This window comes from Saccharopolyspora sp. NPDC050389, assembly GCF_040655595.1.
Taxonomy (GTDB): domain Bacteria; phylum Actinomycetota; class Actinomycetes; order Mycobacteriales; family Pseudonocardiaceae; genus Saccharopolyspora.
On the sequence record NZ_JBFAKG010000060.1, the window covers coordinates 1 to 23,391 of the forward strand.

Here is a 23,391-nt window from a genome sequence, read left to right on the forward strand (position 1 = left end):
GCAGTCGTGCACGCCGCCCCGCCCCGCCGCCGCGTTGTGGCAGGGTGAACGGGTGCGAATCCTGGTCGTCGAGGATGAGAAGCCGCTGGCCGATGTCCCGGGTGGCGATTTCGCCACCCGGGCCACGTGGAGAGCCCTCTTCGGTCAGTCGCGAGGCGCGCGGGCTCGCATCGATGGCAGGCGGATCTGCCAGATCTCCTCGATGAGGCCGTGGATCTCGGCGGCATCCGGCAGTGGTGTCGCGGCGGCGCGCTTCGCCGAGACGCCCAGCAGTTGCAGGGCCAGCCGCGCGTGCGCCGCGCCGATCGCGTCCAGGTCCATCTCACCGGACGGCGAGTACCACTTCGCCACGCCCGAGCACATCTCCAGCACGGCCATCCGCGCGAACCGCTCGTCGGGGACCGAGAAGACGCCGCGCTGGCAGCCGTCGGCGATCGCGTTGCGCCAGAAGTCCTCGTAGCGGTCGCGGATCTGCACCATGGTGTCGCGGCGCTCGGGGCCGAGCACGCCGATCTCGTTGTCCACCACGGTCGTCTCGTCGCGGTGCAGCGCGTGCGTGAGCACGTGGACGTGCACGAGCCGGGCGATGACCGCCTGCGGCTGCGCGGCGCCGGACGACACCCGCTCGGCCGCGGTGATCAGCCGGTCCAGGGACGCCTTCATGATGGAGAAGAGCAGGTCTTCCTTGGTGCCCATGTAGTGGTAGAGGGTCGCCGAGGACAGCCTGGCGGCCTCGGCGAGCTCCCGGATGCCGGTGCCGTGGAAGCCCTGCGCGGCGAACAGCCGGACGGCCGCCTCCCAAACCTGGCGCTGGGTGTCGTCGCCCGCGCGGCCTTGTGCGCTCATCTCGTCGTGCTCCGGATTCCTCGGTCGATTGATCGATCAGCCCGACGTGCACGGTACCGCCGCCGGGGCGGTGCGCCCGCGTTGCGCTCCTCTTGACCCCGCATTTCGGGAGAACTACGGTGCAACGCACCTCTCGATCGATCGATCGAACGAGCTTTGGAGGCGGGATGACCGATGAAGCGACTTCCCTCCGGCGGGCCCGGCCGCTAGCCGACGGGGATCCCGGATCCTCGTCGGGCCTGCGGCCTGCCCTCGGCGACCGGCAGATGAGCATGATCGCGATCGGCGGCGTGATCGGCGCCGGGCTGTTCGTCGGCACCGGCAGCGTCGTCAACAAGGCCGGGCCCGCCTCGCTGGTGGCCTACGTGCTGTCGGGCCTGCTGGTCATCCTGGTCATGCGGATGCTCGCCGAACTGTCCGTGGCGGCCCCGCGAACCGGCTCGTTCGCCAGCTACGCCACGCGCGAGTTCGGCAGCTGGAGCGGCCTGGCCATCGGCTGGCTCTACGCGTACGCGTGGTGCGTCACCGTCGGCGTCGAAGCCGTGGTCGGCGGCGGGCTGCTGCACGGCCTCGTGCCCGCGATCCCGGCCTGGGTCGCGGCGGTGGCGTTCATGGTCGTGCTGACCGCCTCGAACCTGGTCGCGGTGCGCGCCTACGGCGAGGTGGAGTTCTGGTTCGCCCTGATCAAGGTCGTGGCGATCGTCGGATTCCTGGTGCTCGGCGTGCTGGCCATCGCCGGGCTGCTGCCCGGCGTCGAGCCGCCCGGCGGCCAGAACCTGTTCGAGCGGGGCGGATTCGCGCCGAACGGCTGGTACGCGGTGCTGCCTGCGCTGCTCGTGGTGACCTTCGCGTTCAACGGGGCCGAGGTCGTCACGATCGCCGCCGGCGAGGCGAAGCGCCCGGCGGAAGCGGTGCGCAAGGCCATCCGTTCCACGGTGGTCCGCATCCTGGTCTTCTACATCGGCTCGGTCGCCGTGATCGTCACCCTGCTGCCGCACACCGACGCCGGCATCACCGACAGCCCGTACTCCGCGGTCCTCGACCGGCTGGGCATCCCGCACGCCGGGCTGATCATGGACCTCGTCGTGCTGGTGGCGGTGCTGTCCTGCCTGAACTCCGGGATCTACACGGCGTCGCGCATGATGTTCGCGCTCGCCGGGAACGGCGACGCACCGCGCCTGCTCGCGCGCTCGAACTCGGCGGGCGTGCCGATGCCGGCGGTGCTGCTGGTGGCGCTGGCCGGCCTGATCACCGCCGGGGCGAACTACTTCGTCAGCACGGCAGCGGTTTTCGACTTCCTGGTGGACTCCAGCGGCTCGGTGATCATCCTGCTCTACCTGTGCATCGCGGCGACGCAGCTGCGCAGCCGCGCCAGGGCGGCGCGCGAAGGCCGCGACCTCCAGGTGCGCATGTGGGGCTACCCGTACCTGTCCTGGGGCGTGATCGTCGCGCTGGTGGCGCTGTTCGCCCTGCTGGCGTTCGACCCCTCGACCCGGCGCTCGCTGATCCTCACCCTGGCGGTGGCGGCCGTCGCGGTGACCGCCGGAGCGCTCCGTCAACGCCGGAAATCCCACCCCACCAGCTGAACAGGGCTGACCGAGGTTGACCGGTGCGCCATGCTGGTCGCGGAACTTCTTTGTTGGAGGTGGGAATGCCTGCTGGGCGTGAGGAAGTCGGCGTCGGGGAACACCCGGTCATCGCACTGCACGGTTGGTTCGGTTCGGGACGTGCCTGGCGGCCGTTGCAGCCGCACCTGGACGGCACTCGTTTCCGGTACGTCTTCCCGGACTACCGCGGGTACGGCGCGCGGGTCGGCGAGCCTGGCGCGCACACCCTCGAAGAGGCCGCCGGGGATGTGCTCGAGCTTGCCGACGAGCTTGGCTTCGACCGGTTCTCGCTGGTCGGCCATTCGATGGGCGGTGCGGTCATGCAGCGCGTCCTGGCGGATGCACCCGATCGGGTTCGCGCACTGGTGGGCGTTTCGCCGGTGCCCGCCAGCGGTGTTCCGTTCGACGAACAGGGCTGGGCGCTGTTCTCCGGTGCCGCCGCCGAGGCCGGGAACCGGCGGGCCATCATCGACTTCACCACCGGCAACCGGCTGACCGGCGTGTGGCTGGACGCGATGGTGCGCCACTCGCTGGACACCTCCGATCCGCGGGCCTTCGGCGACTACCTGCTGTCGTGGGCCAAGGCCGACTTCCACCCGGAGATCGAGGGGCGCGAGCTGCCGGTCAAGGTCATCGTCGGCGAGCACGACCCGGCGCTCGGCGAGTCGACGATGCGCGCGACGTTCCAGCAGTCGTACCCCAACTGCGAGCTGGACGTCCTGCGCAACGCCGGCCACTACGCGATCGACGAGACCCCGGTCGCCCTCGCTACCAGCATCGAGACCTTCCTGGTGGAGGTCGAATAGCCGCGGTGCGCCGTCGCATCCGGGCCGATATCCTCCTGCGGACACGTGTATCCACTGTGGATGGAGAGCTCGGATGATCAAGTCGCCTGTTCGCCTGACCGCCGCGGTGCTGGCCGCCGGGCTCATCGGAGTGGGTGGCCCGGTGGCCTACGGCGCCCTCGGCGACGAGGCGCCGTCCGAGCGGGCCGTCGGCGCGGCGTACCTGGAGACCAGCCTGTTCTTCGGCACCGCCATGCCCGGCGGCGGCGAGCCGGTGTCGGACGAGCAGTTCCACGCGTTCGTCGACGAGGTCGTCACGCCGCAGTTCCCGGTCGGGCTGACCGTGCAGGACGGGTACGGGCAGTACCGCGACGCGCACGGCGTGATCGAGCGGGAGCGCTCCTTCGAGCTGATCCTGCTCTACCCGGTCGCCGAGTACGACGCCAACGACCCGAAGATCGAGGACATCCGGGAGGAGTACAAGAAGCGTTTCGCGCAGGAGTCGGTGGCGCGCGTCGACGACCGCACCGCCGTCGACTTCTGAGTCGGGGTCGCCGGGCCGTCGAGACCGTTCGCCGCGGTCGAGGCTAGGGGCGGTTCGCGTCGGCGATCAGTTCGAGGATGAACTCGCCGGCCATGCGTGGAAGTTCGCCGGGCTCCGGCGAGTCGCCGGGTTCGGGCTCGCCGGTGCGATGGGCGAGGGCCGTGCGGATGAGGGGATGCCAGCGTGCCGCGAAGGTGTCGAGGGCGTACTCGGCGGCGCTCTCCTTCGTGATCACCTGGCCGGTGGCGATCGTGCAGTGCAGGCGTGGCGGGCCGAGGACGCGGTTGACCGCCACGCGGTGGGCCGGGACCAGCGGCTTGCTCGGCGGTCTCCGGGACAGGGACTTCTCCGCCCGGTCTCGCCAGTGGCCGCGCAGCCGGCGCGCCTCCCGGTCGCCGATGCCCCCGTCCACCACTGCGATGAGGTCGATGTCGCGGCGACCTGGCCGCCACGCGCCCAGCGCCGCCGAGCCGACGACGTAGAAACCGGTGATCTTCCCCGGGAGCAACCGGTCGGCAGCCGTCAGGTAGCGGGCGACGGCGCTCTCGGCGTCATGCTGAAGCATCCATTTGGTCTGCCATTGCGAGAGGTTCGGCGATCGCGGGCATGACACGGGTGCCAAGATTTTGGTCCATAGTGGACTTTTAGCGGCCGTGGTAGGTGAACGCCGCCCAGCGCATCGGTGCCGCCGGGTCGATTTCGGCGAAGTGCTCGGCGAGTTCCGCCGGAACTCCGGGAATGGGGCGGCGATCGTCGTCGAGCATCCAGAGCTGCGCGGCGCGCAGGGCCGCCGCCGGATCGCAATGATCGGCGTTCAGGTGGTGGTGGAACACGATCATGAACATCGCGGTTGCCAGGTCGTCGATCTCCCACTTGGTGCCGACCACGCCGCTGGCGCCCGCGGCGAGGAACGCGGTGGCCAGCGTCAGGACCTCGTCGTGCGCGCGGATGGTCAGGTCGCTGGCGCACGCGGCGAGCACGACGAGCGCGGCGTGCGGGCCGTTCTCGTGGTGCTGGCGCAGGATGTCGCGCACCGGCAGGGCCCGCCCGGCCCCGAGCCGGAGCGCGGATTCGACCGGGATCTCGGCCTGATCGGCGTGGCAGCTCAGGTGCAGCAGCGACGCGCCCGGCAGCGCGGCCAGGACGTCCTCCGGCGTCGGCACCGACCGGCGGCGCGGGCCGGGCCGGCCGAGGTAGCTGCCGTCCGGGTAGTGGGCGTCGTGGATGTGCCCGAGCTCGTGGCGGGTCCAGTGCAGTTCGGGCGTGCGCACCAGGACCGGTTTGCGCGGCCAGGGCCGGGGGTGCCGGCGGGCGGCCTCCACGAACTGGCGCGCCGAGGCGGCGTATGCGATGACGACGTCCTGGCAGGCGTAGCGGACTTCGCCGCCCGGCGTCCGGTAGCGCGCCGCGTGCCACGGCACGACGGTGAACTTTCCGGTCGGCACCAACACGATTCGGGGCGTGCCGGGATCGTCGAGCCACTCCAGGACGGGGCCGAGCGCGGCGTCCCACGCCCAGTTGCACACCGCCTCCAACGCGGCCTGCCACGGCTGCTGCACCGCCGCGCCGACGCTGGCGAGCTCTTGCTGCAGCAAGTCGAAATGCCTGGCCGCGTCGTGGTGCACGGAAAGCTTAGGGCAGGGGAGCCGGTGGATGGTGCCGAGATCGGTGACCAGCACGGCCTCGTCGTCGATCAGGTACACCAACGCCCGGGTGCGCCGCGCTCGCAATTCGGCGGCGATGTCGGATATCGCCGTGGCCGAGACCAGTTTCCCTTCCGCGTCGGTGTCTTCGAGCGCGTGGAGCACCTTGTAGCGCAGGTCGCTGGGCAGCGGGCTCTTGGTCGGATCCGTCCGCTCGGCATGGGTGTCCCACGGCTGTTGCCGGTCGACCTCGGCTTCCCAGCGATCCGCCAGCTCGGGACTTCCGTTGTCGCGCAACAACTCCGGCATGCTCGCCGAAGTGGTGGCGGCGTGCAGGACCATGCCGCGTCCCAGTTCGAGCGCCCGGACCGCGGACTCCGGCTGTTCTGCCTCCAGGCACCGGCGCGCGGTGCGCACGGCTTGCCCGGCCGCATCCGCTGCGGCGTGCATCGCGCGCCTGGGGTTGGACTGCAGCAGCACGCCCCGAGCGCGCACCCGCAGTGCTTCCAGGTTCGTTTCGAGCGCCCGTTCCCGGTCGCCGGGATGGTCGCGGCGCCGGTAGTTCACCGCGAGCAGATCCAGGTCGTTGGCCAGGAAATCGCTGGATTCCGAGCGGAACTCGGCCACCATCCGCTCCATTCCCTCGATGGCGGGGCCAACGGCGTCCGACGGCATTCCGCGCCCGAAGCGGGACTGCCGCCCGAACGCCAGCATCCGCATCGCCAGGTGCCGGTCGTGCGCCGGGCCCACCGAACCTTCGACGAGTTCCGCGAGCACGTCCAAGCCGTAGTCAGCCAGCGGCAGATCTCCCGCAGCCAGGCCGAAACTAATGCACAGGCACGCGGCCCCGATGTTCTCGGTGGCGTGGTCGGCGCGGGTTCGCGGGATCTCCCGGGCCGCGTCCAGCGCTTGGCGGGCGGCGTCGAGGTCGAGCTTCCCGGTGAAGCCGATCCGCTGCTGGATCTTGCGGATCGAGGCGACGACATCGGCCACCTTTGCCTTCGATTCGGGTTCTAGTGCGTCCGACGCCGCGTCGATGCTGCCGGCCAGGGCGTCCATTTGCCGCAGCGACGAGATGATGCCGTTGTCGAAGGGAAGCATGCCGAGCAGTCGCACCGAGGCGGTGATCCTGGCTGTCATCCGGATGCGCTCCTCCGGCATGAGGCCCTCCAGCACCGGCCGCAGGTCGCGCAGCACGACGTCGGGTTCGCCGATGGAACTCTCCGCGACCCGGCTGTGCACGTCGTTGATCAGGTTGGCGAGCGGGCTGCCGTCCGGCGCGTAGTAGCCGGCGGCTTCGATGTCCTCGCGGTTGCCCGTCAGCGCGAAGCGGACGAAGAGCATGCCGCCCAGGGCGGGCCCGAAATCGCCCCACGCCTCATGCTCGGCGGGCAGCAGCTCGCTGGCCCGCTGGAGGTGGCCGAGCGTCGCCTCCACGGAATCGAGATCCATTTCGCCCTTCTTGTCGAAGGCGAGCAGGCTGTGGCTGAACCCGGCGGCGATGTTGTCGGACGGGTACTTCCGCACCACCTCCTCGGCGATCGCCCTGCTCCGGGCCATCGCGTCGGCGGAATCCGCACCGTCGCGCCGGGACTGGGTCACCAGCGCCGTGGCCAGCGCGGTCAGCTCCTCGGCGCGTTCCGGGGCGTCGTCGGGCATCGCGTTGACCTGTTGCTCCTGCCAACTGATCAGCTCCGCCAGATCCTCGGGGCTCAAGCCCTCCACGCCATCGACGGACAGCCGGTGCATGGTGGCCAGGAGGCGCACCGGAGATTCGGGTGGGAGGCCCGCTGTCGCGGCGCTGATCAGCCGAGGGGCATCGTCGCCCGCCAGGGCCGACTTGATGGCGTGGACCGCGTCCAGTTCGGCGCTGGTCAGCGCGGCATCCAAGGCATCTTCGGCGGCGGTGACCAGATCGTCGAGCGCACCGGCGAGGTCCTGGTGCTCGCTGCTGCGTCCCGCCCAGACGAGCAGCCGCAGCGCCGCGAGTTCGGGATTCGACGCGTTCGCCGACACCGCCGCCAGGTGCCGCCGGGCCGTGGCGAGTTCGGCTTCGTCCAGGTAGCCGACGAGTTCATCGATCCGATCCGCGCCGAGTCGCTTCCGGCGGTGTTCGGCGGGCACGTTCTTCAGCAGCGAGAGGAACGCGATCCCGGTGTGGCAGGTGTCGCGCAGGCCGGTGCTGATATCGGTCCGCTGCAGCGCTTCCTGAAAGGCGGCGATGGCGTTCTGGCGGTCGTCTTCGCCGCCGCCGAGCGTGGTGAACCGGGTCAGCTGCATCGATGCGCGGGCCATCGACGCGTTGCGGCGGAGCTGGCCGTCGCCGAGCCCGGCCAGCGCGGCGTCCAGGTCGGCGATCGCGTCGTCGACGTGGTCCAGCTCGTCCGATTCGGCCACCAACTTGGCGATGATCACGCCGCTGCGCGCGAAGATCTCCGCGCAGCCCGGATCGTCGACGGTCAGCAGCGGGCGCAGCCTGCGCAGGAGATCCACCGTGAGGCGCAGGTCGCCGCGCATCGCGTGCGCCAGGGCGAGTTGGTAGAGCGGGAGAACCTGCCCGGCCGGCTCGTCGTCGTGGAGCGCGGCCATGCTCGTGGCGATTTCGATCGTCTTGGCGGGGTCGCCGTCAGTCAGGGCGGCGCGTTCCAGCAGCAGGGCGGAGATCGTGAGCAGGTCGCCGGTGACGGATTCGCCGTCGAGATCCGAGATCACCTTCCGGCGCAGCGCGCCGATGGATTCGTCGAGCTCGGCCAGCCTGGCTACCGGCGCGGCCGGTAGCGGGTCCGACGACGACGCGGCCCGGAGCACGACCGAGCGGTGTCGACCGGGATCGTCGTCCGGGGAATGCTCGATCAGCGTGCCCAGATCCGCGGCCAGGACGTCCCAGTCGTGCGGTGTGGTTTCGGCTCCCTGCGCGAGCACGACGCCGACCCGCGCGGCGGCGACGTCCGGCATCGCGATCAGTTCGGCGGAGAGCGCGTCGAGATGGCCTCGCACGGCGAGGAGTTCGGACTTCGGCAGGCCGTTGATCAGCTGCCGCACCTGTTCGTCGGTGAGCTCCGTCCGGCGCTCGGCGGCCGGCAGGTCCTTCAGCAGGATGAGCAAGGCGAGCTCGCGGTGGCAGGCATCGCGGGCCTGGATTTCGGGCCACACCTGGGATTCGGTGAACGTCGCGACCGCCCGCCGGTGATCGGCTTCATCGCCGCCCAGCGTGCGGAACCGCGCCGCCCACAGCTGAGCGCGGGTCAGCACGGCACCGCGCCGCAGGTCGCGGTCTGCGAGCTCGTCGATGGCGATGTCCAGATCCGCGATCGCCGCGGCGAAATCGGCCGGATCCGCCAGCCGGACCACCGCATCCGAGATGATCAGCGCGCTGCGGGCGTAGATCTCGGCGCGCCCCGGATGATCCGCGGTGACCAGCTGCCGCAGCTGCCGCCAATACCCCACGGCGGCCCGCAGATCGTCCTCGCCGTGATGGGCCGCGCGCAGCAGGTGCGCCAGGCAGAGGTCGTAGAGCGGCGGGATGCGGGCGGGAGAGTCCGCGTCGAACGCACTGGCCAGCCAGTCGGCGATGGCGATCGCCTCGTTCGGTTCCGCGCCGTCCAGTTGGTCGCGCTGCAACAGCAGGTCAACCAGCTGGATGGCGGCGTGGTAGCGCTGCTCGTCGCTCAGGTCGTGCTGCAGCTCTTCGCGCAGTGCGGCAATCGCTTCGGTGAGTTCCGCCGGAACCTCGGTCATCGTCGCTCCCTGGTGCAGCGCCTCGGAACCAAGCTAGCGCGTCCCGATCGAACTCCAGCCCGGATTCGACCACCCGACGACGCTTTTCCGGTTCCCGATAAAGTCGGGTATATGTCCGAATCGTTGCGCGCCGCACTTCCCGCCGACCACGAGTGGCATCCCGTCCTGGGCGGCGAGTCGGGTGCCGGCACCTTCCGCTCCGCAGACGGATCGCGCTATGCCAAGTGCGTCGCGGCCGACCAGGCCGGCGAGCTCGAACAGGAGCGGGACAAGGCCGAATGGCTTTGCTCCAACGGGATTCCCGGCCCTCGCGTCCTCGACTGGCGCGCCGTCGAAGAGGGCGCGTGCCTGGTGACCGCCGCGGTGGCGGGCGTGCCCGCGGATGCGGTTCCGGCCGAAACCCTCGCCCAAGCCTGGGAATCGATCTCGGATGCCGTGCGACGCCTGCACGAGCTGCCCACCGACTCCTGCCCGTTCAGCCGGGACCTGTCGAAGATGTTCGCGATCGCGCAGGACGTCGTCGCCCGCGGCGCGGTCAATCCCGAGTTCCTGCCGGTGGAACAGCAGGAAACGGAGCCCGTGTCGCTGCTCGCGAGCTTGACCCCGCAGCTGGCGGAGCGGCTCGAGCAGGAAGCCGCCGAGTCCGTCGTCTGCCACGGAGACCTGTGCCTGCCGAACATCATCCTCGACCCGGACACACTTGAGGTGTCGGGATTCATTGACCTCGGCCGGCTCGGCACGGCCGACCCGTACGCCGACATCGCGCTGCTGCTGGCAAACGCCCGCGAAACGTGGCCGGACGAGAGCAGCGCTTCCGTCGCGGACGAGACCTTCGCGCGCCGGTACGGGATCAAACTCGACGCCGACCGGCAGCGGTTCTACCTGCACCTGGATCCGCTCACCTGGGGCTGAGCCTGCCCGTGAGTGTTTTGGGGCGCTATGGCACCCCAAAACACTCACGGGCGCTCACCTGGTGGAACAGCCGCTCAGACCGGTAGGAGGCGGGCGACGAGTTCGCTGAGTCGCCGGGCGTTGCGGCACTGGTGCATCTCGACGACCCCGGCGTAGGCGTGGGCCGCCGAGTCGCCGGTCGACCACCGGCTCGTCTGCTCGGGGTTGAGCCAGAACACCCGGCGCGCGCGGTCGACGATCTGCCCCAGCGCGGCCAGGTTCGGATCCCAGCCGTTGGTGCGGGCGTCGCCGAGGATCAGCACCGAGGTGCGTGGGCCGACCGCGTCCAGGTGGCGTTCGGCGAACTCGCCCAGCGCGGCGCCGTAGTCGCTGCTGTCGTGCCAGCCGGTCACCGCAGCCTCGGTGAGGATGCGGCGGCCGAGCTCCACCGGGTCGGCCGAGCCGCCGGTGATCAGGCCGGTCACCTCGTCGGCGCGGTTGACGAAGGAGAACACCCGGACTTTGCTGAACTGGTCGTGTAACGCCTGGACCAGCAGCATCGTGAAGTTCGCGAAGCCCGCCACCGAGCCGGAAACGTCGCACAGCAGCACGATTTCCGGCCGTGCGGGCCGGCGCCGCTGGTAGGCGGGGCGCAGCGGCACACCGCCGGTGGACAGCGAACGACGCAGCGTCCGGCGCAGGTCGATCCGGCCGCGAGCGGCCTGCCGGCGGCGCGCCGCGAGCCGGGTGGCGAGCTTGCGGGCCAAGGGCTGCACCGCGCGGCGCAGCTCGGCGAGCTGCTCGCGCCCGGCGTTGAGGAAGTCGATCTGGTCGGCGCTGGGCGCGATGGCGTGCTTCGCGATCTGCTCCGTGCCGCGCAGTTCGGCCGAGCGGCGCCGGGCGTCGGTGCGCACCCGGTTGCGGAAGTCCTCGATGCGGCGGCGGATTTCGTCCCGGTCGAGCCGGTCGGTGAAGTCGGCGGCATCGCCGGCCCGCATCGCGGCGAGCACGCGGGCCAGCAGCGTCTGCGGCTGCAGCCGGTCGAGCGTCTGGTGCGCGGACCAGCCCTGCGGCCCGTCGCCCGAGCCGAACCGGCCGAGCGCGTCCACCGCCTCACCGGCGAGCTGAGTCAACGCCGACCGGTCGTTCGCGGTGAGCGCCTCGACCAGCCGCTGCTCCAGGTCATGCTCGTCCCCGGCGCCTCCGGGGCGGCCGACGCCGAGCGGGAAGTAGAGGTCGAAAGTCGCGTCGAACACCGCGCGCTGCCGATCGGTTCGCAGAAGTGCCGCGGCGAGACCCTCGCGGATGCGCTCCCGGTCGGCCAGGCCGAGAACGTCCAGCGCGGCGGCGGCGTCGACGGTTTCGCCCGGGCCGATGCGGATGCCGTGGGACCGCAGAGCCTGGGCGAACCCGGTCAGCCGCTCGGGGAGGCCGTTGATCGGCTCGGTCATGCCACTGTCAGTTTTTCGGCGGCCTTGCGGACGTCGTCCTGGTGCTTGAGGATCACGCCGAGGCTGTCGCGGACGATCGCCTCGTCCAGGCTGTCGGCGCCGAGGGCGAGCAGCGTGCGGGCCCAGTCGATGGTCTCGGCGACCGACGGCGCCTTCCGCAGTTCCATTCCGCGCAGCGCGCCGACCACCTCGACCAGCGAGTCGGCCAGCGCGTCGTCGAGCCCGGGCACCTTCAGCCGGACGATCCGCTGCTCCAGCTCGGCGTCGGGGAAGTCGATGTGCAGGAACAGGCAGCGGCGGCGCAGCGCCTCGGAAAGCTCGCGGGTCGCGTTGGAGGTGAGCACGACGAACGGGCGGCGCGCCGCGGTGATCGTGCCCAGTTCGGGCACCGTCACCTGGAAGTCGCTGAGCACCTCCAGCAGCAGCCCCTCCACCTCGACGTCGGCCTTGTCGGTCTCGTCGATCAGCAGCACCGTCGGCTCGTCGCCCCGGATGGCGGTCAGCAGCGGCCGGGCGAGCAGGAACTCCTCGCTGAAGATGTCGGTGCGCGCCTCGTCCCAGGTCTCGTCGCGACCGGCGGTGATCCGCAGCAGCTGCTTGGCGTGGTTCCACTCGTAGAGCGCGCGGGCCTCGTCGACGCCCTCGTAGCATTGCAGCCGGACCAGGCGAGCGCCGCCGACCTGCGCGACGGCCTTGGCGAGCTCGGTCTTGCCGACCCCGGCCGGGCCCTCGACCAGCAGTGGCTTGCCGAGCCGGTCGGCCAGGAAAACGGTGGTGGCGACGGCGGTCGAAGCGAGGTAGCCGACCTCGGCCAGCTTCGCGGACACGTCGTCCACGGACGAGAAGAACCCGGTCCCGGCCGCTGCTGCGCCGCCATCGGTCATGCCGCAAACTCCCGTCCACCCGGCCCGGCGTGCCCAGGCCTCGCCGCGCTGAAGATTTGCTTAGAGAGACTCACTTTGTCAACGCGTCGGCCGACTTCGCGCGGCCAGTGCTGGTTCGGCGGGAGATCGCGACTCCGATGAGGCAGATCGCGCCTCCGATCAGGCCGTAGGCCGTGGGGACCTCTGCCAGCAACAGCCAGGACAGCAGGATCGACACCACCGGTACCGCGTAGCTCGCCGCGCTGAGCCTTCCCGCCGGCATCCGGTGGAGGGCGTAGGCCCACGTCGTGAAGCCGATCGCCGTCGGGAACAGGCCCAAGTAGACGGAGGCGAGGATCGCGCCGGCCGGAGCCGCCTGGAGTTCGGTGATCAGTTGCGGGGCCCACGGCAGGAGCACCGCGGTGGCGACGAGGCAACCGAGCCAGATCGCGATCGTGCCGTCCACCCCGCGAAGCGCGGCCTTCTGGACGAGCACTCCCGCCGCGTACAGGACGGCGGCCAGCACGCAGAGCGCCGCGCCGAGCCAGTCCCGGTCACCGGAGGAACCAAGTGCGATGATCGACAGCCCGCCCAGCGCCACCACGGAGCCGGCGACGAGCGCCTTGGGATAGCCCTCGCCCAGGAACAGCCCCGCGCCGAAGGCGATCAGCAGGGGCGCGATGTTCACCAGCAGCGCGGCGGTTCCCGCGTCGATGTGCCGCTCGGCGGCGTTGAGGACGACCGTGTATCCGGCGAGCCACAGCACTGCGTACACCGCGATCAACGTCAGCGTGCGGCGGGAGCGCGGGACCGGGGCCGAGCCGTGGTGCCGGATCAGCACGAGAATCGTGAGCGCGGCTGCGGCGACCGCGATCCGGATCAACGCCATCGGCGCGGGGGACAGGGTTTCGCCGATGCCGCGAATGGCGACGAACGCCGATGCCCACAGCAGCACGGTCACGATGACGGCGGCCGCCGCCTTGCCGCGTTGTGCCCCGGCCGGGGCGGATTCGGAGATCTGGAGTTGTCCGGTCACGTCAGCTATCGTCGCCAGTCCAATTGACAAGGACAAGCGATTAGTTCTGCACAATGATTAAGCTCACCTGTACAGTTGGAGGATGCTCGACGTACCTCGGCTCCGCGTGCTGCGGGCGGTTGTCGCAACGGGATCGATCCGCGCGAGCGCGACGGCGCTCGGCTACACGCCATCGGCGGTCAGCCAGCAACTCGCCTCGCTGCAGCGCGAGACCGGGCTGCGGCTGTTCGAGCGGGTCGGCCGGGGCATCGAGCCGACCATGGCCGGCCGGACGCTCGCGGCCGAGGCGGAACCGCTGTTCGCGGCACTGAGCCGGGTCGAAGGCGTCGTCGGCGATCTGCGCGCCGGCCGGGTCGGCAGCCTCTCGATCGGCTACTTCGGTTCCGCCGGCTCGACCTGGCTGCCGACGCTCGTGGCCGCACTGCGCGCCGAGTTCCCCGAACTGCGGCTCGACCTGCGGATGACCGACATCCTGGAGGCCGATCCCGACATCGACATCTTCGTCGAACATCCGGACAGCGAGCACTCCCCGCTGGTCGACGTGCACCGCCTCATCGACGACCCGTACCTCGTGGTCGTCCGCGACGACGATCCGCTCGCCCAGCGGACCGAGGTGCCGTTGGCGGATCTGGCCGAACTGCGCTGGGTGGACAACGACGTCGTCCAGGGCGCCTGCCGCAAGGTGCTCCTCGGGGCCTGCGCGGAAGCCGGGTTCGCCCCGCGGTTCGTCGTGGAGACGCACGACTACCAGACCGCGATCCCTTTCGTGGCAACGGGCATCGGCATCACGGTGATCCCGCGGCTGGGCATCGGCAACCTGCCCGGCGGGCTGCGCTCGGTGCCCGTGGTGTCACCGGCGCCGGTCCGGCGGATCAGCGCGGCGGTGAAGAAGTCGATCGCGGAGCACCCGGCGGCCAAGCGCACCGTCGAACTGCTCCACGAGCTCACCGCGGAACAGCCATCCCAAGCTGCTCCATCCCCGGCCCGGTGAGTTCTGCGGCCACCAGCTCGCCCGGTTCGCCCGGCACGGCCGGGCGCATCAGGCCCTGGTGCACGAGCCGGTGCGCCGTGGGCTGATCGCAGAAGGCCACTCCGTCGATGAACAGATCCGGCTCGCAGCTGCAGATGATCTGGACGCGGCCCGCGGCGACTGCCCGCAGGGTGGCGCGTTCCCGGTAGTTGAGTTCGAAACGCACGTCGGACATCGCCCCCAGCTCCCTCCCGACGTCGTCGGCGTTCGCGAGCCGAGTCTGCCAACGCCGCGGCCGGGCGGAAAGAGTAGGAAGACCTATCCGGCCACAGTCACCAGCACCGGCCGGTGATCGGAAGCCTGCGTGTCGGGGACCTCGGCGCGGATCGCGCGCAACCGCCCGGCGAAGGTCACGTAGTCGATCCTGTTCTCGGGAGCCTGGGTGGGGAACGTCAGCCCGCCGTCCGGCCCGTTCGCGGCGGCCCAGCCGTCCCGCATGCGCGCCAGCAGCGGAGCCAGCTCCGGCGCGTGGGGCCCGGCGTTGAAGTCGCCGAGCAGGAGTTGCCGGGCGCGCGGCGGATCCTGGTCCAGGATGCGGATCGTCTCGGCGACCTGCGTCTGCCGGACGGCCGGATCGGGCCGGTAGTCGAGGTGCGTCACGTAGACGTGGGTCGGCCCGCCGGGAGTCGCGAGGACGGCCTCGGCGAAGCCGGGCATCGGCTTCGGCACCGGCTCGGGATCGACCGTGGAGAGCCGGGTGATCTGGTGGTTCTCGGCGCGGATGATGGGGAACCGGCTGAGCAGAGCGACGCCGTACCGGCGGCGCTCGGTGCGCCCGGGCTCCGGGTCGAGGTCGTAGATGGGCGCGAAGAACGCGTGCATTCCGGTCATCCGGGCCAGCTGCGCGACCTGGTCGGCGTAGCCGCTGCGCGCCGACCAGTGCGCGTCGACCTCCTGCAGGCCGACGACGTCCGCGCCGGCGATGACCTCCGCGGTGCGGGCCAGGACGAGCCGCCCATCGGCGCCGATGCCTGTGTGGATGTTGAAGTCGAGGACGTCGATGCCGTGGTGGGGCGCGGCCTGCGCGGTGTGCGGCAGCAGCGAGATCAGCGCCGCGGCAAGGGCGATGACGACATTTCTCCGGCGAGAGGCGGTCACAACCCCGGGAGCATACGAGCCGCCGGTGACGCCGTCATGGATTCCGCCTTGCCGGAGCGAAAACGCCGATCACGGCCGGGCGCTTCGTTCCTGTGGCCGCGATCGCCATCACGACCACGAGGCGTCCGACCGGCTGCCGATCACGGCCCGGGCTTCGGCCTTGCGAGGTTGTGGATGGTGCCCCAGGCGGTCAAGCACAGGACCGCCAGGGCCGGCCACAGGAGGATCCGGGCCGTGTCGGCCATCCACGTCATGCCGGACGCCGCCGCCGTGCCGAAGCTCGCCGTGCAGGTCATGCCGAGCGGGAAAACCGTTGCCCAGCGGCGGAAGTCGTAGCGCAGCCGCGGTGCGAGCAGCTCGGCCGCCGCCAGCACCGCGTACCAGCACATGGTGATCGCCCAGAGCGCGATGCCGATCGCGCGCACCGCGGTGGCGAACGCGCCCGGCGCGGCGAGCTCCTGCACCGCGGAGTCCAGCTTGGCGATGGCCACGGTGCTGATCGCGAGCGCGCCTCCGGCGACCCAGTGATCACCTGCTCCGCGGGTCAGCTGCCGGAAGTCGAACCGGACGAGCACCAGGACGTAGAGTGCCAAGCCGACCGCCGCGGAGGTGGCGCAAACCGCGAGCAGGAACGGAGATCGCGTGTCGGCGGCCAGCTGACCGGCCAGCACCGCCAGCGACTGCGTGCCGACGCAGACCAGGAAGCTCACCCCGACGGTCGGAGTGGCCAGGCCGCGCAGCACCAGGGGCATCAGCCCGAACCACAGCAGCGTCGTCAGCACGAGGAAGATCCAGCCGGTGGACCAGCCGTGCAGGACCAGGGCGAGGCCGAGGACACCGGTCCCGGCGACGCACGTCAGCGCGCCGGGGCGACCGGCCTCCGACATCCAGCGCTCGTTGTCGAAGGCCAGCCGCGCCAGGAACGCCACGCCCAGCACACCCCACAGCCCCGCGGCCACCGCGAGCAGCACCGCCGAGAGAACGGGGAAACCCGCCAGGTGACCGGCGACCGACATCACCCCGAGACCCATCACCGCCGCGCCGGATTCGGGCGGCACGCGCTGCCAGATCATCCGCGCTACAGCCGCTGCCAGCCGCGCGGCGCCTGCCTGGTGCCCACGCGGTCGCCGCTGCGGCTGCGGTAGACGACGTAGGGGCGGAACAGGTATTGCACCGGCGCGCTGAAGGCGTGCACGAGCCGGCCGAACGGCCACAGCGCGAACAAGGCGAGGCCGAGCAGCGCGTGCAGCCGGTAGTCCAGCGGGGCGTCCGCCATCAGCTCCGGGTGCGGCTGCAGCAGGAAGATGCCGCGGAACCACGGCCCGATCGTCTCGCGGTAGTCGTACGGGCCGCGGACGCCGTTGTCGATGACGGTCGTCCACAGGCCGAGGCAGATCGTGGCCGTCAGCGCGGTGTAGGTGAACAGGTCGCTGCGGCTGGTCGCGCCGCGCACCGCGTGGTTGCGCAGCCGCCGCCACAGCAGGACGAGCAGCCCGGCCAGCGCGGCGCAGCCCGCGAAGGTGCCCATGCCCAGCGACACCACGTGGTAGTTCGCTTCCGTCACGCCGAACACCTCGGTGAGCCACTTCGGCACCACCAGGCCGAGCACGTGCCCGCCGACGACGAACAGCAGTCCATAGTGGAACAGCGGGCTGCCGATCCGCAGCAGGCGGGATTCGTGCAGCTGGCTGGACCGGGTGGTCCAGCCGAACTTGTCGTACCGGTACCGCCACACCGTGCCGCCGACGAACACGGCGATCACGACGTACGGCAGCACGGCCCACAACACCACGTCGATCGGGCTGGTCATCGGCGACCTTCCTGGAGGGTGAGTGAAAAGGGCTGCAGGCCGACCTGTTCGGTCGGCGGCTGCGCTGGAACGGCGGCGCGTTCGCGCTGCTGCGGCACGACGTCGAGCACGGCTTGCACGGCCGAAGCGTAGGGCGTGTCGAGCTCGGCCAGCTTGCGGTGCAGCACCTCGATCGCCGGCCGGAAGCGGCCGAGCAGGCGCTCGCCTTCGCGCCGCTCGGCGGTCGAGAACTCCAGCAGCGCGGGCAGGTAGTCCGGCAGTTCACCGCCGGCGACGCGGTAGCCGTGCGTGCGGTAGACACCCGCCAGCTCGGCCAGCGCGCCGCCGCGCAGCCGGGTGTCGCCGTGCACGTACCAGGTCAGGTAGAGGCCGCGGCGGGGACTGACGTCGAACACCTCGACGTAGTGCTGCTCGGCCTCCTGCGCCGGTGTTCCCGCGAGGTGCTCAAGGGTGCGGTGCAGGTGTTTCGCCGGGTCGCTTCCGGCGATTTCGCCGAGGCATTCCCGCAGCAGGCCCATCCGCCGCGCCAGCTCGGCGTCGGGATAGTGCAGGCACCACGCGGCGATCTGGCGCACCAGCGCGCGCGAACGGGCGTCCAGGCGGCGGCGCCTCATGACTTCTCCCCGCGCAGCGTCGGGAACATGCCCTCCGGGCGTCCGCCCTCGTTCCACACGACGAGGTCGGTGCTGCCCGAGCGCAGGCCGCCCATACCGGGGCCGCCGTCGGTGTCCAGGCTGCACGTCGTCGCCAGCGCCTCCAGCTCGTGCGCGTCGCCGATGCCCGCGGTCGGGATGACGTAGCGGTCGTCGTACTTCGCGATGGCCAGCAGCCGGTACATCGACCGCAGCTCCGCGGTGTCCAGCCCGGCCGCCCGCACCGGCTCCTCGTCCGGCGGCTCGTCCAGGTTCACCGAACGCATGTAGGAACGCATCGCCGCCAGCTTGCGCAGGGAATCGCGCACCGGGCCGATGTCGCCCGCGGTGAACAGCTCGGCCAGGTACTCGATCGGGATGCGCAGCGCGTCGATGGCGCCGAAGAGGTTCCCGGCCTCCTCGCCGTCGAACCCGGTCTCGGCGACGGCATCCACCACCGGCGACAGCGGCGGGATGTACCAGACCATCGGCATCGTGCGGTATTCCGGGTGCAGCGGCAGCGCGACGCGGTAGCGGCAGATCAGGTCGTAGACCGGCGAACGCCGGGCCGCCTCGACCCAGTCGTGCGGGATGCCCGCCCGCTCGGCCGCCGCCGCCACCTCCGGGTCGTTCGGGTCGAGGAAGAGGTCGCGCTGCGCCGGGTAGAGCTGGTGCTCGTCGGTCACCGCGGCCGCCTCGCCGACCCGGTCCGCGTCGTAGAGCAGCACGCCGATGTAGCGCAGGCGGCCGACGCAGGTCTCCGAGCAGATCGTCGGCTGGCCGACCTCGATCCTGGGATAGCAGAAGGTGCACTTCTCGGCCTTGCCCGTCTTGTGGTTGAAGTAGACCTTCTTGTACGGGCAGCCGGAAACGCACATCCGCCAGCCGCGGCAGCGGTCCTGGTCGACGAGCACGATGCCGTCCTCGGCCCGCTTGTACATCGCGCCCGACGGGCACGAGGCGACGCAGGACGGGTTGAGGCAGTGCTCGCAGATCCGCGGCAGGTAGAACATGAACGACTGCTCGAACTCGAACCGGATGCGGGTGCCCAGCTCGGTGCGCAGCTTCGCCACCACCGGATCCGACTCGCCGTGCTCGGGCGTGCCGCCCAGCGAGTCCTCCCAGTTCGGTCCCCATTGGACGTTCGCCGGGCGTCCGGTGATCGCCGAGTTGGGGCGGGCCACCGGGGTGTCGTCGCCCAGCGGCGCCTCGAGCAGCATGCGGTAGTCGTAGGTCCAGGGCTGGTAGTAGTCGTCGAGCTCCGGCAGGTCCGGGTTGGCGAACAGCGTCGCGAGCTTGCGCAGCCGCCCGCCGCCGCGCAGCTTCAGCCGGCCGCGGCGGTCTAGCTCCCAGCCGCCGCGCCACTGCCGCTGGTCCTCGTAGCGGCGCGGATATCCTTGCCCGGGGCGGGTTTCCACGTTGTTGAACCAGACGTATTCGACGCCACCCCGGTTGGTCCAGGTCTGCTTGCAGGTGACCGAGCAGGTGTGGCAGCCGATGCACTTGTCCAGGTTCATCACCATGGACAGTTGTGCCATGACGCGCATCAGTACTCGACCTCCTGGTTGCGGCGGCGGATGACGGTGACTTCGTCGCGCTGGTTGCCGGTGGGCCCGTGGTAGTTCAGCGCGAAGGACTGCTGCGCGTAGCCGCCGATGAGGTGCGTCGGTTTGATCTGCACGCGGGTCAGGGAGTTGTGGATCCCGCCGCGCCGGCCGGTGGTCTCGCTCTTCGGCACGTTCACCGTCCGGTCCTGCGCGTGGTACATGAACACGGTGCCGGTGGGCATCCGGTGTGACACGACCGCGCGGGCGACCACGACGCCGTTGCGGTTGACGGCCTCCACCCAGTCGTTGTCGGCGACTCCGATGGCGGCGGCGTCCGCCGGGCTCATCCAGAACGTCGGTCCGCCGCGGGAGAGCGTCAGCATGATCGGGTTGTCCTGGTATTCGCTGTGGATCGACCACTTCGAGTGCGGCGTCAGGTAGCGCACCACCACCTCGGCGGTGCCGTCCGGGCCGAGCCGGCGTTCGCCGGCCAGCCGGTGCAGGTCCAGCGGCGGCCGGTACAGCGGCAGCTGCTCGCCGAGCTCGGCCATCCAGTCGTGGTCCAGGAAGAAGTGCTGGCGGCCGGTGAGGGTGTGCCAGGGCTTGAGTTGTTCGACGTTGATGGTGAACGGCGAGTAGCGCCGGCCGCCGGACTCGTCGCCGGACCACTCCGGGCTGGTGACCACCGGCACCGGCCGGGATCTGGTGTCGGCGAAGGTCACCCGGTGTCCGGTGTGGTGGGTCGAGATGTGGGTCAGGTCGCGGCCGACGCGGTCCTCCAGCACCCGGAATCCCTCGTTGGCGAGCCGGCCGTTGGTGGTGCCGGACAGCGCGAGGATGGCGTCGGCGGCGCGGCGGTCGGTGTCCAGGAGCGGGCGGCCGGCGGCAGGTCCGCCGACCGCGACCCCGTTCGCCTCGGCCAGCCACGCCAGTTCCGGGCCGACCTCGACGGTGTAGCCCTTGGTCGTGGTGCCGAGCTTGTCCAGCAGCGGGCCGACCGCGCCGAGTTTCGCGGCCACCGCGGGGTAGTCGCGCTCGACGACGGTGAGCGTCGGCATGGTCCGGCCGGGAACCGGGTCGACGTCGCCGTTGCGCCAGTCGCGCAGCACGCCACCGGGTTGCGCCGCTTCGCCCGGGGTGTCGTGGCCGAGCGCGGTCGCCACCACGTCCCGCCGGACGCCGAGGTGCTGCGCGGCGAGTTCGCTGAACTTCTTGGCGACGGCGTGGAACGCGTCGAAGTCGGTGCGGCACTGCCACGGCGGGTCGACGGCCGCGTTGAACGAGTGCACGTACGGGTGCATGTCCGTGCTGGACAGGTCGTGCTTCTCGTACCAGGTCGCGGCGGGCAGCACGACGTCGGAGAACAGCGTGGTGCTGGTCATCCGGAAGTCCAGCGACAGCAGCAGATCGAGCTTGCCCTCGGCCGCCTCGGCGCGGTGCACCTCGGCGGGCGGCCGGTCGGGCTCGGTCGAGCGCGGCGAGGCGTCGGTGCCCAGCAGGTGCTTGAGGAAGAACTCGTTGCCCTTGGCCGACGAGCCCAGCAGGTTGGAGCGCCACACCGTCAGCACGCGCGGCCAGTTGCCCGGCGCGTCCGGATCCTCCCCCGCGAAACCGAGCCGGCCTTCCCGCAGTTCCCGCACGACGTGCTCGCCCGGTTCGAGGCCGGCGGCCTCGGCCTCGTCGGCGAGGTCCAGCGGGTTGCGGTCGAAGGTGGGATAGGACGGCATCCAGCCCGCGCGCGCCGAGCGGGCGAGGCAGTCGGCGGCCGTCGCGCCGGAAAGCGTCCCGGCCGCGCCGGGCCAGGCGAGCGCGTCCGCGGTGAGCCCGTCGTAGCGCCACTGCCCGGTGTGCAGGTAGAACCAGGCGGTGCCGATCATCTGGCGGGGCGGGCGCTGCCAGTCCGCCGCGGACGCCAGCGTGGCCCAGCCGGTCAGCGGCCGGACCTTCTCCTGCCCGACGTAGTGCGCCCAGCCGCCGCCGTTGCGGCCCTGGCAGCCGGTGAGCAGCAGCAGGGTCAGGAACGTCCGGTACACCTCGTCGGAGTGGAACCAGTGGTTGGTGCCCGCGCCCATGAGGATCATGCACCGGCCCTTGGAGCGGATCGCGGTGTCGGCGAACTCCCGGGCGATCCGCGCCGCCCGCGCGGCGGGCACCGAGGTGATCTGCTCCTGCCAGGCGGGCGTGCCGGGCTCGTCCGCGTCGTCGTAGCCGGACGGCCAGCTGCCGGGCAGGCCTTCTCGGCCGACCCCGTACTGCGCGAGCAGCAGATCGAACACGGTCGTCACCAGCGGGCCGTCCGGGCGCAGCCGGGCCGCCGGGACGCCGCGGGTGACGGCCGCGCCGGTGCCGTCCGGGGCGTCGAAGCGGGGCATCATCACCTCGACCGCTTCGCCGCCGTGGCCGTGCAGGCTCAGCCGCGGTGTCACGGCGCCGAGGTCGAGGTTCCACCGCCCGTTCTCGTCGTCGTTCCACCGGAATCCCATGGATCCGTTGGGCACCACGGGTTCGCCGGTCGCGTCGTCGAGGAGGACGGTCTTCCACTCCTCGTGCCGGCCTTCGCCGCCGAGGTCGGCGGCGGTGACGAATTTGCCCGGCACGAGTCCGCCGCCGCGCTCGACGAGGCTGACGAGGAACGGCAGATCGGTGTAGCGCCGCACGTAGTCGGTGAAGAACGGCGTCGGGTTGTCGACGAAGAACTCCTTGAGCACCACGTGGCCCATCGCCACCGCCAGCGCCGCGTCGGTGCCGGGGTGCGGCGCGAGCCATTCGTCGGCGAACTTGGTGTTGTCGGCGTAGTCGGGCGAGACGACCACGACCTTCTGGCCCCGGTAGCGCGCCTCGGTCATCCAGTGCGCGTCCGGCGTGCGGGTCACCGGCACGTTGGAGCCCCACATCATGAGGTAGGCGGCGTCCCACCAGTCCGCCGACTCGGGCACGTCGGTCTGGTCGCCGAACACCTGCGGCGAGGCGACCGGCAGGTCGGCGTACCAGTCGTAGAACGACAACATCGGCGCGCCGATCAGCGCCATGAACCGCGAGCCGACCGCGTGCGAGACCATCGACATAGCCGGGATCGGGGAGAAACCGGCGACGCGGTCCGGGCCGTGCGCGGCGATGGTGTGCACATGCGCGGCGGCGATCATCTCGACCGCCTCGTCCCAGGTGATGCGGACCAGCCCGCCCTTGCCGCGCGCCCGCTGGTAGCGCCACCTCCGCTCCGGATCGTCCACTATGGACCGCCAGGCGGCGACCGGATCGCCGGTTTCCCGTCGGGCCTGGCGGTACATCTCCGCCAGCACGCCGCGGGCGTGCGGGTAGCGGATGCGGGTGGGGGAGTAGGAGTACCACGAGAACGAGGCGCCGCGCGGGCAGCCGCGTGGCTCGTACTCGGGCCGGTCCGGGCCGACGCTCGGGTAGTCGGTGTCCTGCGCCTCCCAGGTGATGATGCCGTCCTTGACGTACACGTTCCACCGGCAGGAGCCGGTGCAGTTCACGCCGTGCGTGGAGGGCACCACCTTGTCGTGACTCCACCGGTCGCGGTAGAAGGCGTCGCCCTCGCGGCCGCCGCTGCGGTACACCGCGCGCAGGTCCGCGGAGGTGTCCGCTTTGGACACCAGGCGGCTGAGTCTCAGCAGTGCGTCACCGGCGGTGCCCTCCGTCCGGTCTTCGGGGAATCGTCCGGGGGCTCCTTCGGCGTCCCGGATCGGTGCTGCGCACATGGTTACTTCTCCCGGTCTCGCGGAGAAAGGTCGCGGCGAATGCCGCGTTGTTCCGCGATCACAATTTAGGGTCGAGTTATCCGCCGCGCATCGGCATTAAGTATGGGAAACTTCACATCGGTTAAATTGCGAAAAACTCTCGCTGACCGAT

The 23,391-nt window shown here is 71.0% G+C and carries 18 protein-coding genes; 5 read left to right on the forward strand and 13 right to left on the reverse strand.

Annotated features, from left to right (window positions below; all coding sequences use genetic code 11):
• Nucleotides 1–144 precede the first annotated feature (144 nt).
• On the reverse strand, nucleotides 145–846 hold the full coding sequence (locus AB0I53_RS32115) for a TetR/AcrR family transcriptional regulator (RefSeq protein ID WP_358611363.1): 702 nt from the start codon (nucleotides 844–846) through the stop codon (nucleotides 145–147).
• 167 nt (nucleotides 847–1,013) lie between these two features.
• On the opposite strand from AB0I53_RS32115, the gene AB0I53_RS32120 reads away from it, so the two are divergent.
• The 3 genes from AB0I53_RS32120 to AB0I53_RS32130 all read left to right on the forward strand — a co-directional run bounded on the left by AB0I53_RS32120 (nucleotide 1,014) and on the right by AB0I53_RS32130 (nucleotide 3,782).
• Entirely contained in the window at nucleotides 1,014–2,432 is a 1,419-nt protein-coding gene (locus AB0I53_RS32120) for an amino acid permease (RefSeq protein WP_358611366.1), read from the forward strand.
• A 65-nt stretch (nucleotides 2,433–2,497) separates the two neighbouring features.
• Nucleotides 2,498–3,259, forward strand: coding sequence for an alpha/beta hydrolase (locus AB0I53_RS32125; RefSeq protein WP_358611369.1), 762 nt, complete (start codon nucleotides 2,498–2,500; stop codon nucleotides 3,257–3,259).
• A 73-nt stretch (nucleotides 3,260–3,332) separates the two neighbouring features.
• Nucleotides 3,333–3,782 carry a DUF3574 domain-containing protein gene (locus tag AB0I53_RS32130; RefSeq protein WP_358611372.1) on the forward strand — a complete coding sequence of 150 codons (450 nt, stop codon included), beginning with the start codon at nucleotides 3,333–3,335 and terminating at the stop codon, nucleotides 3,780–3,782.
• A 43-nt stretch (nucleotides 3,783–3,825) separates the two neighbouring features.
• Here the strand turns inward: AB0I53_RS32130 and AB0I53_RS32135 are convergent, their stop codons facing one another.
• Both AB0I53_RS32135 and AB0I53_RS32140 read right to left on the reverse strand, forming a co-directional pair.
• The gene (locus AB0I53_RS32135) at nucleotides 3,826–4,347 is read right to left on the reverse strand and encodes an aminoglycoside adenylyltransferase domain-containing protein (protein ID WP_358611375.1); all 522 of its coding nucleotides are present in this window, start codon (nucleotides 4,345–4,347) and stop codon (nucleotides 3,826–3,828) included.
• A 79-nt stretch (nucleotides 4,348–4,426) separates the two neighbouring features.
• Nucleotides 4,427–9,163 carry a CHAT domain-containing protein gene (locus AB0I53_RS32140; protein WP_358611378.1) on the reverse strand — a complete coding sequence of 1,579 codons (4,737 nt, stop codon included), beginning with the start codon at nucleotides 9,161–9,163 and terminating at the stop codon, nucleotides 4,427–4,429.
• 111 nt (nucleotides 9,164–9,274) lie between these two features.
• Here AB0I53_RS32140 and AB0I53_RS32145 point away from each other — a divergent pair, with 111 nt between their 5' ends.
• Nucleotides 9,275–10,075 (forward strand): APH(3'') family aminoglycoside O-phosphotransferase, encoded by an 801-nt coding sequence (locus tag AB0I53_RS32145; RefSeq protein ID WP_358611381.1) that lies wholly within the window; start codon nucleotides 9,275–9,277, stop codon nucleotides 10,073–10,075.
• Between the two features lie 74 nt (nucleotides 10,076–10,149).
• Here AB0I53_RS32145 and AB0I53_RS32150 read toward each other — a convergent pair whose 3' ends face one another.
• The 3 genes from AB0I53_RS32150 to AB0I53_RS32160 all read right to left on the reverse strand — a co-directional run bounded on the left by AB0I53_RS32150 (nucleotide 10,150) and on the right by AB0I53_RS32160 (nucleotide 13,404).
• Nucleotides 10,150–11,505: a VWA domain-containing protein gene (locus AB0I53_RS32150; protein WP_358611384.1), complete on the reverse strand. Its 1,356-nt coding sequence runs from the start codon at nucleotides 11,503–11,505 to the stop codon at nucleotides 10,150–10,152.
• Complete coding sequence (locus AB0I53_RS32155; protein WP_358611387.1) at nucleotides 11,502–12,389, reverse strand: MoxR family ATPase; 888 nt, start codon at nucleotides 12,387–12,389, stop codon at nucleotides 11,502–11,504. The genes AB0I53_RS32150 and AB0I53_RS32155 overlap by 4 nt, the downstream gene beginning before the upstream one ends.
• 70 nt (nucleotides 12,390–12,459) lie before the next feature.
• Nucleotides 12,460–13,404, reverse strand: a complete 945-nt coding sequence (locus AB0I53_RS32160; protein ID WP_358611390.1) for a DMT family transporter — start codon at nucleotides 13,402–13,404, stop codon at nucleotides 12,460–12,462.
• A gap of 82 nt (nucleotides 13,405–13,486) precedes the next feature.
• On the opposite strand from AB0I53_RS32160, the gene AB0I53_RS32165 reads away from it, so the two are divergent.
• The gene (locus AB0I53_RS32165) at nucleotides 13,487–14,395 is read left to right on the forward strand and encodes a LysR family transcriptional regulator (protein WP_358611393.1); all 909 of its coding nucleotides are present in this window, start codon (nucleotides 13,487–13,489) and stop codon (nucleotides 14,393–14,395) included.
• On the opposite strand, the gene AB0I53_RS32170 is transcribed toward AB0I53_RS32165, so the two are convergent.
• From AB0I53_RS32170 to AB0I53_RS32200, 7 genes are all read right to left on the reverse strand, one after another.
• Complete coding sequence (locus AB0I53_RS32170; RefSeq protein WP_358611396.1) at nucleotides 14,349–14,609, reverse strand: hypothetical protein; 261 nt, start codon at nucleotides 14,607–14,609, stop codon at nucleotides 14,349–14,351. The genes AB0I53_RS32165 and AB0I53_RS32170 overlap by 47 nt on opposite strands.
• An 83-nt stretch (nucleotides 14,610–14,692) precedes the next feature.
• Nucleotides 14,693–15,532, reverse strand: coding sequence for an endonuclease/exonuclease/phosphatase family protein (locus tag AB0I53_RS32175; protein WP_358611399.1), 840 nt, complete (start codon nucleotides 15,530–15,532; stop codon nucleotides 14,693–14,695).
• A 140-nt stretch (nucleotides 15,533–15,672) separates the two neighbouring features.
• Nucleotides 15,673–16,605 carry a tellurite resistance/C4-dicarboxylate transporter family protein gene (locus AB0I53_RS32180; protein ID WP_358611402.1) on the reverse strand — a complete coding sequence of 311 codons (933 nt, stop codon included), beginning with the start codon at nucleotides 16,603–16,605 and terminating at the stop codon, nucleotides 15,673–15,675.
• A gap of 5 nt (nucleotides 16,606–16,610) precedes the next feature.
• The gene (narI, locus tag AB0I53_RS32185) at nucleotides 16,611–17,342 is read right to left on the reverse strand and encodes a respiratory nitrate reductase subunit gamma (protein WP_358611404.1); all 732 of its coding nucleotides are present in this window, start codon (nucleotides 17,340–17,342) and stop codon (nucleotides 16,611–16,613) included.
• Entirely contained in the window at nucleotides 17,339–17,956 is a 618-nt protein-coding gene (gene narJ / locus AB0I53_RS32190; RefSeq protein WP_358611407.1) for a nitrate reductase molybdenum cofactor assembly chaperone, read from the reverse strand. The genes narI and narJ overlap by 4 nt, the downstream gene beginning before the upstream one ends.
• Complete coding sequence (gene narH, locus AB0I53_RS32195) at nucleotides 17,953–19,521, reverse strand: nitrate reductase subunit beta (protein ID WP_358611410.1); 1,569 nt, start codon at nucleotides 19,519–19,521, stop codon at nucleotides 17,953–17,955. The genes narJ and narH overlap by 4 nt, the downstream gene beginning before the upstream one ends.
• The gene (locus AB0I53_RS32200; protein WP_358611413.1) at nucleotides 19,521–23,240 is read right to left on the reverse strand and encodes a nitrate reductase subunit alpha; all 3,720 of its coding nucleotides are present in this window, start codon (nucleotides 23,238–23,240) and stop codon (nucleotides 19,521–19,523) included. The genes narH and AB0I53_RS32200 overlap by 1 nt, the downstream gene beginning before the upstream one ends.
• Nucleotides 23,241–23,391: the final 151 nt, after the last annotated feature.